At 67.1% G+C, this 14,259-nt stretch carries 12 protein-coding genes and 2 pseudogenes; 7 read left to right on the top strand and 7 right to left on the bottom strand.

Translation table 11 applies throughout. The features are described 5' to 3' along the window. Window positions 1-268: 268 nt before the first annotated feature. The 3 genes and pseudogenes from ACPTTC_RS32365 to ACPTTC_RS32355 form a co-directional block, all read right to left on the bottom strand. The gene (locus ACPTTC_RS32365; protein ID WP_423395436.1) at window positions 269-556 is read right to left on the bottom strand and encodes a hypothetical protein; all 288 of its coding nucleotides are present in this window, start codon (window positions 554-556) and stop codon (window positions 269-271) included. Window positions 557-620: 64 nt separating this feature from the next. Further along, window positions 621-767: pseudogene (locus ACPTTC_RS32360) on the bottom strand (Lrp/AsnC family transcriptional regulator); the annotation flags it as partial. A 39-nt stretch (window positions 768-806) separates the two neighbouring features. Next, complete coding sequence (locus tag ACPTTC_RS32355; protein WP_175956813.1) at window positions 807-1,676, bottom strand: mechanosensitive ion channel family protein; 870 nt, start codon at window positions 1,674-1,676, stop codon at window positions 807-809. Between the two features lie 340 nt (window positions 1,677-2,016). Here ACPTTC_RS32355 and ACPTTC_RS32350 point away from each other — a divergent pair, with 340 nt between their 5' ends. After that, window positions 2,017-3,384 carry a M23 family metallopeptidase gene (locus ACPTTC_RS32350; RefSeq protein WP_423395435.1) on the top strand — a complete coding sequence of 456 codons (1,368 nt, stop codon included), beginning with the start codon at window positions 2,017-2,019 and terminating at the stop codon, window positions 3,382-3,384. A gap of 165 nt (window positions 3,385-3,549) precedes the next feature. Continuing rightward, the gene (locus tag ACPTTC_RS32345) at window positions 3,550-3,834 is read left to right on the top strand and encodes a DUF3144 domain-containing protein (protein WP_423395434.1); all 285 of its coding nucleotides are present in this window, start codon (window positions 3,550-3,552) and stop codon (window positions 3,832-3,834) included. A gap of 99 nt (window positions 3,835-3,933) precedes the next feature. On the opposite strand, the gene ACPTTC_RS32340 is transcribed toward ACPTTC_RS32345, so the two are convergent. After that, entirely contained in the window at window positions 3,934-4,767 is an 834-nt protein-coding gene (locus ACPTTC_RS32340) for a fucose-binding lectin II (RefSeq protein ID WP_423395433.1), read from the bottom strand. A 119-nt stretch (window positions 4,768-4,886) separates the two neighbouring features. Then, window positions 4,887-5,276 (bottom strand): fucose-binding lectin II, encoded by a 390-nt coding sequence (locus ACPTTC_RS32335; RefSeq protein ID WP_175965404.1) that lies wholly within the window; start codon window positions 5,274-5,276, stop codon window positions 4,887-4,889. Between the two features lie 942 nt (window positions 5,277-6,218). Between ACPTTC_RS32335 and leuA the strand changes: the two genes are divergently transcribed. Next, window positions 6,219-7,928 (top strand): 2-isopropylmalate synthase, encoded by a 1,710-nt coding sequence (gene leuA / locus ACPTTC_RS32330; RefSeq protein ID WP_423395752.1) that lies wholly within the window; start codon window positions 6,219-6,221, stop codon window positions 7,926-7,928. Between the two features lie 435 nt (window positions 7,929-8,363). On the opposite strand, the gene ACPTTC_RS32325 is transcribed toward leuA, so the two are convergent. Then, the gene (locus ACPTTC_RS32325) at window positions 8,364-9,137 is read right to left on the bottom strand and encodes an AraC family transcriptional regulator (RefSeq protein WP_423395432.1); all 774 of its coding nucleotides are present in this window, start codon (window positions 9,135-9,137) and stop codon (window positions 8,364-8,366) included. 134 nt (window positions 9,138-9,271) lie between these two features. Between ACPTTC_RS32325 and ACPTTC_RS32320 the strand changes: the two genes are divergently transcribed. The 4 genes from ACPTTC_RS32320 to ACPTTC_RS32305 all read left to right on the top strand — a co-directional run bounded on the left by ACPTTC_RS32320 (window position 9,272) and on the right by ACPTTC_RS32305 (window position 13,967). Then, complete coding sequence (locus ACPTTC_RS32320) at window positions 9,272-10,690, top strand: efflux transporter outer membrane subunit (protein WP_423395431.1); 1,419 nt, start codon at window positions 9,272-9,274, stop codon at window positions 10,688-10,690. A gap of 47 nt (window positions 10,691-10,737) precedes the next feature. Continuing rightward, window positions 10,738-11,856, top strand: a complete 1,119-nt coding sequence (locus tag ACPTTC_RS32315; RefSeq protein ID WP_423395430.1) for an HlyD family secretion protein — start codon at window positions 10,738-10,740, stop codon at window positions 11,854-11,856. Next, complete coding sequence (locus ACPTTC_RS32310; protein ID WP_423395429.1) at window positions 11,853-13,436, top strand: MDR family MFS transporter; 1,584 nt, start codon at window positions 11,853-11,855, stop codon at window positions 13,434-13,436. The genes ACPTTC_RS32315 and ACPTTC_RS32310 overlap by 4 nt, the downstream gene beginning before the upstream one ends. A 126-nt stretch (window positions 13,437-13,562) precedes the next feature. Then, window positions 13,563-13,967 (top strand): peptide ABC transporter ATPase, encoded by a 405-nt coding sequence (locus tag ACPTTC_RS32305; RefSeq protein WP_175956806.1) that lies wholly within the window; start codon window positions 13,563-13,565, stop codon window positions 13,965-13,967. Between the two features lie 169 nt (window positions 13,968-14,136). Here the strand turns inward: ACPTTC_RS32305 and ACPTTC_RS32300 are convergent. Beyond that, window positions 14,137-14,256, bottom strand: a pseudogene (locus ACPTTC_RS32300) (XRE family transcriptional regulator); the annotation flags it as partial. Window positions 14,257-14,259: the final 3 nt, after the last annotated feature.

Raw genomic sequence — 14,259 nt, 5'->3', positions numbered from 1 at the left:
CAGGCTGCGTGGAAAGAGGCTGCGCGCGACGCGTTTTGCGGGAGCGGGGTGGCAAGGGGCGCGTAATGTAACCGAACTCGTTTGCTGTGTCACAAACGAAAAATACCGTTGTTTTTGTGGGGTTTTTTGTGTGTCCGGGTTTCCGGAACGACGGTCGCGGGAAGCGGGAAAGATGGGGGTAACCGAGCGGGATCGGGAGGGAATTTCGGGGGCGTCGCGTCGTGTCGCGGCGGCGGGCCGCGACACGATCGCGTGACGTCACGTCACTTTACTTCGCGGCGCCGTTCCGGCAGAACTGGTCGTACGCTTGCGCCGAATTCGCGAAGCCCTTTTGCTTGGCGAGTTCCCACGGGCGCTCGCATTGTTGCGTTGCTTCGCACCACGAATAGCCGGCCGACGGGATGCAGCCGTGCGCATCGCGATCGCTGCCGACCATCGGCGGTGCGGCCGGCGCCGGCGATTGAGCCGACGGCGTGGATTGCGCGGCACAGGCGCTCAGTGCCAACGCGCAGGCCAGCGTGGCGGCCAGCGACACGGAAGGGAGGAATCGCGTCATAAAGTAGTGCTCCATGGGATGAGTTTCGGAGTTTCGGGGGAGGCTTCCACGTTCGTCGCGCCGTTCAGTCGCCCGGCACCGGCACGCGCGATGAGAACTTTACCTCGCGCAACGCGAGGCTCGACTGAATCGACGAACCCCCGGCCTGCTTGCGCAGCACGCGCTCGACGAATTCCGCGTACGCGTCGAGATTGGCCGCGACGACCTGCATCGCGCTCGAGAAGATGCCGGGCTTCGCGGCCTTCGCCGATTAAAGCGCGCGCGTTTGTGCGCGGTCGGCGCGACGCTCCGTGTCGTGCACGACGTGCAGCTCGCGCGTGCGGATCGGCAGCGCGCAATGCGCGTCGGCGAGCGTCTTGCGCACCTGGCGCGCGATGCGCCAGCGCATCGCCCAGAAGTTTTCGGTATGCGTCCACACACGGATGTTCGCGACGACCGTGCTGTCGTCGAAGCGCATCACCATCACGTCCGGCGCGGGATCCTGCAGCACGTCGGGATCGGCCGCGGCCAGCGCGCGCAGCGCGTCGAGCGCACGATCGATATCGTCATGCACCGACACTTCCACTTCGAGATCGAGGCGGCGCGTCGGGTTGCGCGTGTAGTTGCGGATCGAGCTGCCCCACAGCGCGCTGTTCGGCACGTATTCGCAGATGCCGTCCGGCTTCGTCAGCCGCGTCATGAACAGCCCGACCTCGTCGACGGTGCCCGCGACGCCCGTGCCGCCGTCGATATAGTCGCCGACCTTGAACGGCCGCAGCAGCAGAAGCATGATGCCGGCCGCGATGTTCTGCATCGTGCCCTGCAGCGCGAGCCCGATCGCGAGGCCGGCCGCGCCGAGCACCGCGACGATGCTCGCGGTTTCGATGCCGAGCTGCGACAGCGCGCCGACGATTGCGACGATGCGGATGCCCCAGACGGCGACGTCGCAGAGGATCGGCCGCAGCGTGTCGTCGACGCGCTCCTTGTTGGAGAGCAGACGGTTCAGCCAGTTGCCGATGCGTTTCGACAGCCACCAGCCGGCGACGAGCAGCGCCAGGCCGGCGCATAGCTTGATGGAGAGGGTGGACAGCGCGTTCCACAGGAACGTCCAGCGTTCCGGGTGCAGGTGATCGAGCAACATGACGGGATTCCGGTTTGAAGGCACAGTGCGCGATGCGTCGCGTGCCCGCCGTGGTCGGGCAGGCTTGCGGCTGACGCGCCGGCAGCGTTCGACTGTACACGGCGCGCAATGGTTCGCGCGAACAGGTGGGGTCGAATGCCGCGTAGCCGGGCGCCGTGCCGCGAAATCGCGATTTCGATTTAGTACTAAGCGGCTGTGCGTTCAAATGAGACTAGTCCTATTCAGCTGCGTCGATCACGCCGATACACTCGGTTTTACGTTGCCGGGTCGCACCGATCGTTCCTCCGCGATACCCGGCTCTTTCCCGATTTTTCACTGACAGACAGCGAGTGACGACGTCATGCGGTTAGACCTGCGTTTCCGTCTCGCACGCGAGCAAGGTCAACCCGCACAGCGCGGCGTTCGCGGTGTCCCGATGCGCCGCACGCTGCTGCGCGGCGTCATCGCGGCGGCCTGTGTGGCCGGCGCGCCGGGTGCGGTGGCGCACGCGTCGCACGACGACGCGCCGTTTTCGCCCGTGATGGTTGACCTTGTCGACGTGCCCTTTTTCAATGCCGCGCGCACGACGTGGGGCGGCTTGCATGCATCGACGGCCGCGCCGCTCGACGTTGCCTACGCGTCGTCTCATGCGTCGACCGTGCCGACGGCCGGCGAACGCGACGACCCGGTGGCGCGCTTCGGTGCATGCGTGGCTTACCGCGTGCTGTGCGACGCGGCGCGCGGGGCGGTCGAACGCGCGTACGCATCGAGGTTCGACTACGGTCTTGCGTCCGCGTTGCCCGTGACGGGCCAGCACGCTGCGTTCGAGCGGCGTCCCGTCGATCTTGCCGCGGCCGAGCCGTTCGTGCTCGCGGAAGCCGATCGCGGCGCGCGTGGCGGCGCGATCGTCGGCAGCCTGCAGGCGTCGCTGGCGCGCGCCGATCTGCCGGCCGGCGTTGCCGCGCAGATTACCCGCATGCTCGCCGGCCGCGTCGACCTGAAACAGCGCGGTGCGCTTGGCGACACGTTCCGCGTTGCATACGAACCGGACAGCCACGCGACACGGCCGGGCGGCGTGCGCGTGACGGCGCTCGAGCTTCGTTTGCGCGGCCAGCACATCGCGGGCGTATGGTTTGCGCCCGATGCCCGTTCGCCGGGCGCGTATTACGACCTCGACGGCGTGCCGCTCGCCGGCGCGCGGTTTGCGATGCCGGTCAGCGCAAACCGCATCAGCTCGCATTTCGGTGCGCGCGTGCATCCGGTGACCGGCGCGCGTCACGTGCATTCCGGCGTCGATCTCGCGGCGCCGGCCGGGCGTGCGGTTCATGCGTCGGAGCGCGGCGTCGTGACGTTCATCGGCACCGAGCCGCGCGGCTACGGCAAGTACGTGGTGATCCGCCATGACGGCGGCTATGCGTCGTACTACGCGCACCTTTCGGCATTCGAGCCGTCGCTGCGAACCGGCGCGCGGGTCGCGCGCGGCCAGCCTATCGGCGCGGTCGGCAGCACGGGTACGGCCACGGGGCCGCATCTGCACTTCGAGGTCCGGCGGCATGATCGCCTCGTCGACCCGGTCGCGCTGGTACAGGCGGGCAAGACGGCGAAGCTGAGCGGTGAACGGCGTGTGGCGTTCAACCGCGTGGCGCTCGATGCGCGCATGCGCCTGGCGTCGGCTGCTTGGTCGCAACCGGTGGCGATGTCGAATCCTGCCGGATCGCGGGCCGGTTGACGGTCGGCGCGGTGCCGCCGGTCGCGGCGGGCGGCATCGTTGCATGCATGCGTCGATGTGCGCGCATGCAATGCCGAATTGCCGGTCATCGTGCGAAGCAACATGGTGGTGCAGCCCCCTGAAATACGGGACAATGACCCTCACTTCACGCGCAGCGCATAAGCCATGGAAGTCGACGAAAATTTCTATGCTCGTGCAGACGAGCACATCGAGCTATCGAACGAGCAGCTTCAAAAAGCACCGAGTCGTGGCAAAGTCAGCGCATCGATGATGTATGCGACCGCACGATTCAACGCATGGCTCAGCGCATCCGGCCATGAGTCCGGTGCGGACATGGCCGCGACGCGGGAAGAAACGGTCCGGTATTTCTGCGACGAATACAGGAAGGCACTGGAACTTCACCTCGACGAATACATCGACAATTTCGATCGTTACATGCGGCCGAACTGACGGTGTCGGGGCTGTCGCGCGTGGCGGAGGAGACGGGCACGCGCGTTGAAATGAATCGCCACGCCGGGCGGCGTGGCGAGGGGCGCTGCGTGATGCTGCTTAACCCAGCGGCCAGTTCAGGAACACGATGCCGTCGTTGTAGTCGTCGTCGGTGCCGTCTTCCGAGCCGACGATCCCGAAGTACGTCTTCTTGAAGAGATCGACCTGCCGCGAGCCGAGCCGCGACGGCTTGCCGTTCGCCATCACGATCACGCGCACGCGTCCCTTACCGGAGTCGAGCACCTTGGTGCCGAGGTTCTGGTCCTGCACGCCGGCGCCCTTGAACGTGGCGACCGGTTTCGGGTTGTCGTCGACGTAGATGTCGATCGTCTGGTCGTTCGCCGCGTTGGTGAGCGCGGTGACGCCGAACTTGACGTTCGGCGGCAGGTTGAACGTGCCGTCGCGCTCGCCGCCGCCGCCGATCGTGCCGCTACCCGTGCCGCCCGGGTTGCCGCCCGCTCCGGTTTCGCCGCTTCCGCTGCCGGTCGACGACGATTGCGCGGCCGTGTCCCCGATCGCGGAAATGCTCGCATACGAGGTGATATGCATCGCGCTGCCGCGCACGCTTCTCCACTGGCCCTTCACGAACGTGACGCCGCTGCCGACGTCGATCGTCGCCACCAGCGTGAACGGCATGCGGCCGGTATTTTCCGGCACCTTCGACGAATAGGTGAAGGTGCCGTCCGCGACGACGCCCTTGTCGGTCGTGATCGCGAAATTAATGCCGGGAAAGTTGTTGCCGGTCGCGTACGGCGTCGGCACGTTGAGGATGACCAGAAGTTTGCCGTCGCGAATGTCGGCCTTGGCGATGTCGATGTACAGGCCCGGGATGTCGACGTAGGTTTCCGATGTCGCCACCGGTGCACTGATGATCGAAGCCGAAAGGAGGGGCATGGATGTCTCCGTTGTTAGGTCGGGTTCAGACGCAAAAAGGGGGGCCGCTGAATGCGGCGCGTCACCGCCGGCCGGCCCGCGGGCGGCCGGCGGTGGTCGGTCGTCACGCGCGTGTCAGGTCAGCCGATCGGCCACTGGAGCACGACGATGCCATCGTTGTAGTCGCTGTCGTGGCCGTCTTCCGACACGACGATCCCGAAATTGACCGTGTACGGCGAGCCGTCCGATTTCTTGCCGGTGATCGGCGCGAGGCGCGCATCGGTGGCCGACGGCTTGCCGTTCACCGACACTTCGAAGCGGATCTTGCCGTTGCCGGAATTCAGCGTCGCTTCACGCGTGCCGTCGCGCGTGGTCAGCTTGTAATAAGCGGCGGGTTCCTTGCTGTCGCCGATGAACAGCTTGATGTGCTGCTGTTCGGCGGCATTCGCGAAGAAAATCGCGCGGAAATCGGTATTCGGCGGAATCGAAAACTCGCCGGCGCGATTGGATGACGTTTGAAAATCGGCCATGCTTTCCTCCTGGGGAATGATGGGTAAGGCTTCAAGCCATGTCGCGCAAACGTTTGCCGTTTGAAATGCGACATACCGAGCATGCCGAAAAATAAATCAGAAAATATTCGCCGGGGAATGGCTATTGTTCAGTCAATCGAAAATCAAGATTAATCGATTGAGTGAAATGTATTTAATGGGTGGTGTTTCGATATATTCGGGAAATTATATCGACGGGTGTGTCGATTTTCTGAATGATGCGCGACGGTACAGGCGGGGCGGGAGGTGGGAGCAATCGGGCTTGGGCGCGGGCGCTCGGCGTTCGCATATGGCAGCGTTGGTTTCAACATCAGCATCTCAGTCGTGGCCGCGCCCACCGGCCACCACCGAACGCCCGCACCGAAACCCGATCGCGACAGGGAAGGGGGTGCGGCAACCGGCGAAGTACGTTGACCAACTCACTCCGAACGTGAACAGGGGCCTCACCGGCGCCGCACCCATGAAGCATATCGACGCGGCGCCGCGCCGCCTATCGGACTGGACTGATTCTGAGCGATCAGATGCAACGCCATGTGCGCTCGGCTAGTTGACAGCCCCCATCCGCCTGTGATTTGATTTCGGCCATGCAAGCCGCCCAGCCCCTCTTCTCGCTACGACTACTAGCCCGTTTCTCCGGGCTGGGTCTGCGGCTGCGCGCTTTCCATCTGCTTCTTTCCTGAAGCGCCAGATCTCCCCCGCATCACCGACCTGGCCCCGGTTGTCGACCGGCGCCTGAGTTCGTCCTTCTTCCGAATCGCTCCGCTCCGTCCCGGTCGCTCAACCGCCAAGGCTGTCGTTCGCCGTACCGCTTTGCCGTCGTGCCGTTTTCTACCGTTTTCATCGCTGCGCGCGCAGCCTGCCCTCACGATTGATGGCCAGCGCGCGGCGGTTTCCCGACAAACCGACCGAGGACCGAACATCATGATGCTGAAGAACCCCGCGACGAAGTACCGACCGTTCACACCCGTCAACCTGCCGAACCGCACGTGGCCCACGCGCACGATCACGCAAGCGCCGATCTGGATGAGCACCGACCTGCGCGACGGCAACCAGTCGCTGTTCGAGCCGATGGACGCGGCGCGCAAGATGCGGATGTTCAAGATGCTGGTCGCGATCGGCTTCAAGGAGATCGAGGTCGCGTTCCCGTCGGCGTCCGAGACCGACTTCAACTTCGTGCGCGAGCTGATCGAAGGCGGCCACATTCCCGACGACGTGACGATCGAGGTGCTCACGCAGGCGCGCGACGACCTGATCGAGCGCACCTTCGACTCGCTGCGCGGCGCGAAGCGCGCGATCGTGCACCTGTACAACGCGACCGCGCCGGAATTCCGCAAGATCGTGTTCGGCCTCGACCGCGATGGCGTGAAGGCGCTCGCGGTGAACGCCGCGCGCACGATCAAGCGCTTCGCCGATGCCGCGACCGACACGCATTTCACGCTGCAATACAGCCCCGAAACCTTCACGGCAACCGAGCTCGATTTCGCGAAGGAAGTCTGCGACGCCGTGTTCGACGTGTGGCAGCCGACGCCGGAGCACAAGGCGATCGTGAACCTGCCGGCCACCGTGGAAGTCGGCACGCCGAACTTCTACGCGGACCAGATCGAATGGATGCACCGCAACCTCGCGCGCCGCGATGCGCTGATCGTGTCCGTGCATCCGCACAACGACCGCGGCACCGCCGTTGCCGCGGCCGAGCTCGCGGTGATGGCGGGCGCCGACCGGATCGAGGGCTGCCTGTTCGGCAACGGCGAGCGCACCGGTAACGTCGACCTCGTCACGCTCGCGCTGAACCTCTATTCGCAGGGTGTCGATCCGGGCCTCGATTTCTCGCAGATCAACGAAGTCGCGCGCATGGCCGAGGAATGCACGCAGTTGCCGATCCATCCGCGCCATCCGTATGTCGGCGACCTGGTGTTCACCGCGTTCTCCGGCTCGCACCAGGATGCGATCAAGAAGGGCTTCGCGGTGCAGCGCCCCGATGCCGTGTGGGAAATGCCGTACCTGCCGATCGATCCGAGCGATGTTGGCCGCACGTACGACTCGATCATTCGCGTGAACAGCCAGTCGGGCAAGGGCGGTATCGCGTTCCTGCTCGAGCAGAGCTATGGCGTCGTGCTGCCGCGCCGCCTGCAGGTCGACTTCAGCGCGGCCGTGCAGCGCCTGACCGACGACAGCGGGCTCGAAGTGACGAGCGCACAGATCTGGTCGCTGTTCCAGCAGGAATACGTGGAAGGCGATGCGCCGCTGCGATATGTCGGCCATGAGCTGACCGAGCGCGACGGCCGCGAGACGATCGTGCTGACTGCCGATGTGCACGGCGAGCGCCGCGTGCTGCGCGGTGAAGGCAATGGCCCGCTCGACGCGCTGATGCACGCGTTGCGTACGCCGCTGCGGATCCAGCACTACGAGGAGCGCGCGTTGTCGCAGGGCGCGGATGCGAAGGCGATCGCGATCGCGGAACTGTCCGGCACGGGCGTGCGCGGCAGCGCGTTCGGCGTCGGCATCGATGCGAACCTGACGACCGCGTCGATTCGCGCGGTGATCAGCGGCATCAACCGCGCGTATGCGCGCGCGGACGAAGCGGCGCAGGCGACGTTTTTTGGTGCTCAGCAGGCGGTGAAGGCCGTCGCGTAACGGGCGGCCCGGCGGCCGCGCCGGACATGTCCGGCGCGGTCGTGTCGTCGTCCGTGCGGTTGCTGCCGCACGGACGGCAAGCTTGGCGCGCAGTTCCGACTTCATGAAATTCACCCGCGCGCGCGTCTTGGCGTCGCGATGCTTGCGCGACGGATACGCCAGAAACACCCCCACTTCCTCCGCCCGGCAATCGGGCCGTACACGCACCCACGCGCCTGAACGTAGTCCGTCGTCCGCGACGCACGCCGGCAGCAGGCCGATTCCCGCCCTTTCCCGTCCCTTCCCGAACCGCGATCTCGAGCGATCTCGCGCGATGTCGCAACGTCGGCCGTCGTCGCCGGCTCGAATGCGATCGTTGCCGTATTCGCACCGCGTGTCAGCGTCCATGCGCGTGCGCACGTCGGCGCGCGATCGTCGCGATACAGGCAGTACGGTTCAGCGCCGCGGGAAGTATTCGCTCGGCGGCACGCCGAGTGCCTTGCGGAACATCGCCGCGAACGCGCTGGGGCTGTCGTAGCCGTGCTCGAGCGCGAGTTCGAGGATCGGCGTGCCGGCGGCGAGACGCGGCAGGCTCAGCAGCAGGCGCGCATGGCGGCACCATGCACCGTGCGTCATCCCCGTTTCGCGCTTGAAGGTGCGCGCGAGCGTGCGCTCGTTCATGTGCGCGTCGCGCGCCCACGATTGCAGCGTGACGACCGATGACGGTTCGTTGATGAGCCGCGTGCACAGCGCGGCGAGCACCGGATGGCGCGGCATCGGCACGTGCAGCGACAGCAGCGGCGCGATCTCGATTTCGTCGAGGATCAGCGCGAGCACGCGACCCGCGCGATGCGAGAGGTCGTAATCCGCCGGCAGTTCGCTCGCGGTCACGATCAGCTCGCGCAGCAACGTGCCGACCTCGATCACGCGGCATTCACGTGGCAGGCTCGGCCGCACTTCGTGTGCGACGAACACCGTGCGCATCTGCACGTCGCCGGCCATTCGGATCTCGTGCTGCGTGCCGCCCGGCACCCAGACCGCACGCCCCGTCGGCACGACCCAGCTACCGGCATCCGCATGCACGAGCATCACGCCGGAAATCGCGTGAATCAGCTGGCCATGCCGATGCGAATGCGGCGGATACGCGATGCCGGCCGCCGCGTCGGACGCGACGACGGCGATCTGCTTGTGCTTGTCCTGGTGCTCGAGCGCGCTGAAAAATTGATCCATGTGTCCATTTCTCGACGACGAATGCGCTTTGCGCGCGAGATCGACCGAATGGGTCGAAATTACCATAGGCCCATCGTTTGTTCGACTGCCATTGCACGATGCGCGCCTCGTCATTTCCTCCGGTTTCCTTCCGTTTGTCCGTTGCTGCCGCGCTGCTGAGCGCCGCGATGCTTGCCGCCTGCTCGGTCGGCGCACCGTACCGTCCGCCGGTGGCCGATGCGGCGCGCACGGCGCCGTTCGACGCGGCGGCCGATGCACCCGTCGCGTCCGGCGGGGCATTGCCCGATCGCTGGTGGCAGCTGTTCGACGATCCGGCGCTCGACGCACTCGTGCGCGAAGCGCTCGCGCAGAACCGCGATCTCGCGGTGGCCGCGGCGCGCGTCGCGCGTGCGCGGGCCGTGCTCGACGAAGCGGACGCCGCGCGGTTGCCCGATACGACGGCCGGCTTCGGCGTCGACTACGGCAAGCTCGCGTCCGACCAGATCGTCGCGAGCGCGAAGGGCACCGATGCGCGTACGCGCTGGGGTTTCGCGCCGTCGTTCGCGGTGTCGTGGGAAGTCGATCTGTGGGGGCGCGTCGGCCATCTCGTCGACGCCGCGCGTGCCGATTCCGAGGCCGTGCAGGCTGCGTCGGATGCGATGCGCGTCGCGGTGGCCGCCGAAACGACGGCCGCCTATGCGCAGGCGTGCGCGTACGGCGAGCGGATCGACGTGGCCGAGCGCTCGGTCGCGATCGCCGACCGCCTCGCCGCGCTGACCGCCCGGCAACGTGCACACGGTCTCGTGTCCGATCTGGAAGTCGCGCGATCACGCGCGTTCGCCGACGACACGCGCGCCGATTTGCCCGCGCTCGCAGGCGCGCGCCGTGCCGCGTTGTATGAACTGGCCGTGCTGACCGGGCACGCGCCCGGCGCGATTCCCGACGCGGCCGCGCGCTGTCGCGCGACGCCGTCGCTGGTGCGACCGTTCCCGGTCGGCGACGGCGCCGCGCTGCTTCGGCGCCGGCCCGATCTGCGCGAAAGCGAGCGGCGGCTCGCCGCGTCGAACGCACGGATCGGTGTCGCGACGGCCGAGCTGTATCCGTCGATCGTGCTCGGCGGTTCGGTGAACTGGCTGTCGACGACCGGCGATCCGTCGTCGCTCGGCGACAAGTACGCGATCGCGTGGGGCGTCGGGCCGCTGATCACCTGGCGCTTTCCGAATGTTGCAACGAGTCGCGCGCAACTCGCGCAGGCCCGCGCGGACGATGCCGCCGCGCGTGCGTCGTTCGATGCGCAAGTGCTGCGCGCACTGAAGGAAACCGAGCAGGCGCTCGCACGCTATGGCGCCGAGTGGCGCCGCAAGGCCGCGCTCGACACCGCGCGTGCCGAGCACGCACGCGCTTACCGGCTGGCCGAACTGAACTACGACGCGGGCGCGCTGGATTTTCTCGGCGTGCTCGACGCACAGCGCAGCCTCGTCGCGGTCGATGCCGCGCTGGCCGCGTCGACGCAACAGGTCGCGCTCGATCAGGTGGCCGTCTTCAAGGCACTGGGGGGCGGCTGGCAGCGCTAGCCGCCTGTTCGTGACTCCGCCCGCACTCAACCATTCCGATTCCGATCATGAGCACCACAGCCGTCCCCGAGAAATCCGCCCGTTTCGCGCGGCGCCACTGGATCGCCGCCGGCGTCTTCTTCACCGTCATCGCGCTGGCCTGGTTCGGCTGGCGCTGGTGGACGGTGGGCCGCTTCATCGAGCACACCGACGACGCGTACGTACGCGCCGACATCGTGACCGTCAGCCCGCGCGTGGCCGGCTATGTCGCACGCGTGGCCGTCGACGACAACCAGCCCGTGAAGCGTGGCGACGTGCTCGTCACGCTCGACGATCGCGACTATCGCGCGAAGCTTGACGATGCGCAGGCGGCCGTTGCCGCGGCCGACGCAACACTGCGGGCCGAGGAAGCCGCGGCCGCCACGCTCGACGCGCAGGTCGGCCAGCAGCGCAGCGTGATCGAGCAGGCGCAGGCCGACGCGGCCGCCGCGCGTGCCGAAGCCACGCGGCGCGATGCCGATGCGGCGCGCTATCGGCAGTTGTTCGCCGAATCGGCCGCGAGCGGGCAACGCTGGGAACAGGCGCACGCCGATGCGCTGAAGGCGCGTGCGGAACTGGCCCGCGCGAGCGCGGCGGTGCGCGCGCAGGACGACCAGCAGACGGTGCTGCGCCGGCGCCGCGCACAAAGCGCGGCTGCGATCGAGCAGGCGCGTGCACGGCTTGCGGCGTCCCAAGCGAAGCGCGCGCTGGCACAACTGGATGTCGCACATACGGTGATCCGCGCGACGCGCGACGGCACGATCGGCCAGCGTGCGGTGCGCGCGGGCCAGTACGTCGAGGTCGGGATGCCGCTGCTCGCGGTCGTGCCGCTGCGCGACGTGTACGTCGTCGCGAACTTCAAGGAGACGCAGCTCGGCGCGATGCATGACGGGCAGCCAGTCGAGATCGACGTCGATACATACTCGGGCCGCACGCTGCACGGCCGCGTGCTCGGGCTCGCGCCGGGCTCGGGCGCCGAATTCGCGCTGCTGCCGCCCGACAACGCGACCGGCAACTTCACGAAGGTCGTGCAGCGCGTGCCCGTGAAGATCCGCCTCGATGCACCGCCGCCGGGCCTCGTGCTGCGGCCCGGCATGTCGGTGATCGCGCGCGTCGATACGCGCGGCGCGCCGGGAGCCGGGTCGTGACGGCGGCCGCAACGCAGGCCGCGCACGACGAAGCCGTATCGCTGCGCGCATGGGTCGCGGTGCTCGGCGGCGTATTCGGCTGCTTCATGGCAGGGATGAACGTGCACGTGACGAACGCGTCGCTGCCCGACATCCGCGGTTCGCTGGGCGCGAGCTTCGAGGAGGGGTCGTGGATCTCGACCGCGTACCTCGTCGCCGAGATCGTCGTGATTCCGCTCACCGGCTGGCTCGTGCAGGTGTTCTCCGCGCGCCGCGTGCTGCTCGTCGGCGCAACGGGGTTTCTGGCGTTTTCGATCGCGTGCTCGGTCGCGCCGAACATCTCGTCGATGATCGTCGCGCGCGCGTTGCAGGGCGCGTTCGGCGGCGTGCTGATTCCGCTGTCTTTCCAGCTGATCGTCACCGAGCTGCCGCCGTCGAAGCATCCGTTCGGCATGGCGCTGTTCGCGGTGGCGAACAACGTCGCGCAGGCGGCCGGGCCGTCGCTCGGCGGCTGGCTCACCGACATGTATTCGTGGCGCTGGATTTTCTATCTGCAGATTCCGCCCGCGATCGCGCTGATCGTGGCGATCGCATGGGCGATCCGCCCGGTGCCCGTGCAGTTGTCGAAGCTGCGCCAGGCCGACTGGTTCGGAATCGCGACGATGGCGCTCGGCCTGAGCGCGCTGCAGATGGTGCTGGAGGAGGGCGGTCGCAAGGACTGGTTCGCATCCGACCTGATCGTCGAGCTGTCGATCGTCGCGGCGGCGGGGCTCGCGGCGTTCGTCGCGATCGAGCTGCGGCGCAAGGAGCCGTTCATCAACCTGCGGCTGCTCGGCCGCTACAACTTCGGGATCGCGAGCCTGATGCAGTTCCTGTTCGGCGCGGTGGTGTTCGGGGTGGTGTTTCTCGTGCCGAACTACTTCGCCGAACTGCACGGCTACAGCGCGCGCGACATCGGCCTCGCGATGATCCCGTACGGGCTCGTGCAGTTCGTGATGTCGTTCCTGACGCCGCCGCTGATGCGCCGCACGAGCCCGCGCGCGACGATCGTGCTCGGCTTCGCGCTCGTCGCGGCAGGCTGCCTGATGAACATCCACCTGAGCGCCGACGCCGCATCGAATGTGATCGTGCCGTCGCTCGTCGTGCGCGGGATCGGGCAGTCGCTGGTCGTGATCGCGCTGTCGGTGATGGCCGTCGACGGAATCGAGAAGGCGCAGCTCGGTTCGGCGTCAGGCGTGTTCAACATGGTGCGCAACGTTGGCGGCGCGATCGGCATCGCGGTGGCGAGCCAGATCGTCGTCGAGCGGCAGAAGCTGCACGCGATGCGGATCGGCGAGGCCGTTTCGCCGTTCTCGGCAGCCTTTCAGGAACGCATGACGATGCTGGTGCGGCTGCTGTCGCGTGTGCACGTGCCGCGTGCCGATGCGTTGCCGGGTTCGTCGACCGGCGGCGTGCACGAGCTGGCCCTCGCGCTCGTGAATCAGCGCGTGATGCGCGAGGCGCTGCTGATGGCGTACAGCGATACGTTCCTGATCGCGGGTGTCGCCATGGTGGGGTGTACGGCAGCTGCGTTCGTATTGAAGGGAAAGAAGAAAGCGTGATGGGGACAGACGCCTGACAGGGAAGCCTGACATAGCTGACAGGCGATGACTTCTTGCAATGGGCGTATCGTGCATGCGTCGCGCGCGAGGCTGTTCTCCCGCGCCCATCACGATGAGGAGTGTGGCATGACGAAGGATGATTCTCTGAGGGGACAGATCAAGGAGCAGGCCCAGGCCGCGGATCGTCACAACCTGGCCCGGCCGGCCGCGAACGGCGCGCTGTGGGCGCGCGGTCTCACGACGCAACGGGTTGCCGACCTGTTCAAGACCCTGCAAGGGTTGCCGGGGCACTGGATGCAGTTGCAGAACGAGGTCAACGCCGGGAACCGCTATTTTTACGGCGTGCAGAATGGCAGCGTGACGACCGACGAGGGGAAGGCGCTGATCCGCTGGATCGCCAATGCGGTCGTGAGCGCCGCCGGGAATGCGCAGTTCGACTTCCCGCTGCAGCAACTGCGTTTCACCGCCGACATGGGCTGGCTGAAGCTCCAGCGTGTGCAAGGGCGCGTGATGGTGTTTTCGCAGCCTTGACCGTCAGTTCCGGCGCGTCGCCGGAATCCGCGGCGATCAGTACGGTGCCGGCGTATCGAGGGTGATCGCGGAGCGCCGGTACGTTGCTCCCGCTCGCCTGTGACGGGCCTTCGGCGGCGGCCGGGCCCGGCCCGCTACACACACTGCGTTTCGTTCATTCCGCGGGCCGTCAGACCGACACCGTGATGCCGGCCGAACGCGGCGGCCCCGCAGGCCGCACCACGATTTCCACATGCTGGCCCAACGACGCCAGCGTCTGCATCAGCCGTTCCAGCGAAACGTTCCGGAGCCT

This window comes from Burkholderia mycopellens (assembly GCF_964265025.1).
In the GTDB taxonomy this organism is placed as follows: domain Bacteria; phylum Pseudomonadota; class Gammaproteobacteria; order Burkholderiales; family Burkholderiaceae; genus Burkholderia.
This window is presented reverse-complemented; position numbering and strand designations above follow the sequence as displayed.